Genomic DNA, 1,938 nt, shown 5'->3' with positions numbered 1-1,938 from the left:
GCGCCTCGGCGCCGGCGACCAGCGTGCGGGCATGCCGCTCGAACAGGTCGAAGAATCGGTCTTCCCGCGGCATCAGCGCCCGGAACCAGCCCAGCATGTCCGTCCGCTCCGCGCGCAAGGTCACGGGCGGTGATCTGGAAGCCGGCTAACCTCCTGCAAGGGGTGGCATCACGGAATTGCGCCGGATCGAGCGCCTGCGCCGCGGGACGGCGCCAAGCCCGGCGATCCGCATTGCCAATCGCGGCCCACGGGACCCTGCGTCAGTTCGAAAATGAGGTTGCCAAATCAACCTCAATGATACAATCTCCGGAGCGTTCGAACCGCAAGTCCATCCATCTCCGACGCCGTCATACACAATATAGAGCAGCCGATTCGATTTTTGATTTGTCATGATCCCTCGTCATGAAGAGGCATCCGATGACAAAAATCGCACTGGACGATCGACAGTATCGCATTCGCAGATTCGATCCGATCCACGCCGAAGGTGATCGGCGAGGAGTGCCCCGCGACGTCTCCGGACCGGGCACCTTCGACCTCCCTCTCCGCAGCGGACCCGGCATCGCATCTCCCGGGAGCGGCGAGGATCGTTCGCTCGACCTGTCCGGCGGCGGGGCACGGGCCGCGCGGCCTCGCTGAGGCGGGCGCCGAGGCTCCGCCGCGCCCCGGTCCCGCCGGCGGGACCGGGGCGGCGACCCATACGGAACGAGGACAAGCCCATGTCGACGTCGCGACGGACCGTCCTGCTGCAGGGCGGGGTGATCGGAGCCGGATTGATCGCCGGCCATCTCCCGGGGGCCGCGGCCCTCGCCGCCCAGGCCGGGCCGCCGCTGCGGCGCTCGCTGCAGGGCCTCGCCTGGAACGACCCGATCGTGGCGACCTACCGCGACGCCGTCGGCATCATGAAGCGCAAGCCCGCGAGCGATCCCCTGAGCTGGGTGCAGCTCGCCGGCATCCATGGCAGCCTCGACACGGGTTTTCGCTACTGCCCGCACGGCAACTGGTACTTCCTGCCCTGGCACCGCGCCTTCACGACGATGTACGAGCGCATCGTCCGGCACCTGACCAGGAACGACGACTTCGCCCTGCCCTACTGGGACTGGACGACGAACCCGCTCATGCCGGCGGTCTTCCTCGACGAGAAGACGCCGGACGGCAAGCCGAACTGGCTGTGCGTGACCGATCCGGGCATGAAGCGGACCTGGAACCGGACGACGCCGATGCCGGCCGACATCTGCGGCCGCGCGGTGCTGACGGAGGTCCTGAACGCCACCCCGTACGAGGTCTTCGGCACCGGCCGTCCGCGGGGACAGAACTCGCTCGACCCGTCCTGGGTCACCACCCGGACCGGCGTGCAGGGCAGGCTCGAGGCCACGCCGCACAACCTGATCCACAACAACATCGGCGGCTGGATGCCGTCGCCGGCCTCGCCGCGCGACCCGATCTTCTTCATGCATCACGGCAACATCGACCGGATCTGGACGGTCTGGAACCTGCGGCACGCCAACAGCGCCGACCCGCTCTGGACCGGCATGACGTTCAAGGACAACTTCCGGAATCCGGACGGCACGTTCTGGTCGCCGAAGGTGTCGGACCTCTTCGTGCCCGAGGAGCTCGGCTACACCTACGGCACGCCGCCGCGGCCGGCGGCGACCGCCGCGGCGAGGACCCTGAGCCTGCCCGACACCCTGTCGACGGTCCTGAGCGCGCCGCCGACGGGCGGGTCGCCGGGCCAGGACCTCGCGGTCGCCTCGGTCGAGAACAGCAAGGCGGCCACCCCGGCCGCCCCGCTGACGCTGACGGTGCCGGTTCCCGAGGCGTCCCTGCGGGCGGTGCGCGGCCGGGTGCCGGTCGGGTCGGGCCTGGAGACGATGGACTTCACGGCGGCGCAGGAGCGGGCGGTGAGCGGGACGCGCGCCCTCGCGATCCTGCGCGACGTCG

At 69.6% G+C, this 1,938-nt stretch carries 1 protein-coding gene and 1 pseudogene; one reads left to right on the top strand and one right to left on the bottom strand.

All coding sequences use genetic code 11. The features are described from left to right. A pseudogene (locus A5481_RS35450) lies at nt 1-97 on the bottom strand (nuclease PIN); the annotation flags it as partial. Between the two features lie 619 nt (nt 98-716). Between A5481_RS35450 and A5481_RS27315 the strand changes: the two are divergent. Then, nucleotides 717-1,938: tyrosinase family protein (locus A5481_RS27315; RefSeq protein WP_245298668.1), on the top strand; the 1,222-nt coding region annotated here is incomplete at its 3' end.

This window comes from Methylobacterium platani (assembly GCF_001653715.1).
GTDB lineage: Bacteria > Pseudomonadota > Alphaproteobacteria > Rhizobiales > Beijerinckiaceae > Methylobacterium > Methylobacterium platani.
Note: the sequence above shows the minus strand (reverse complement) of the source record. Positions and strands in the feature narration are given on the sequence as shown.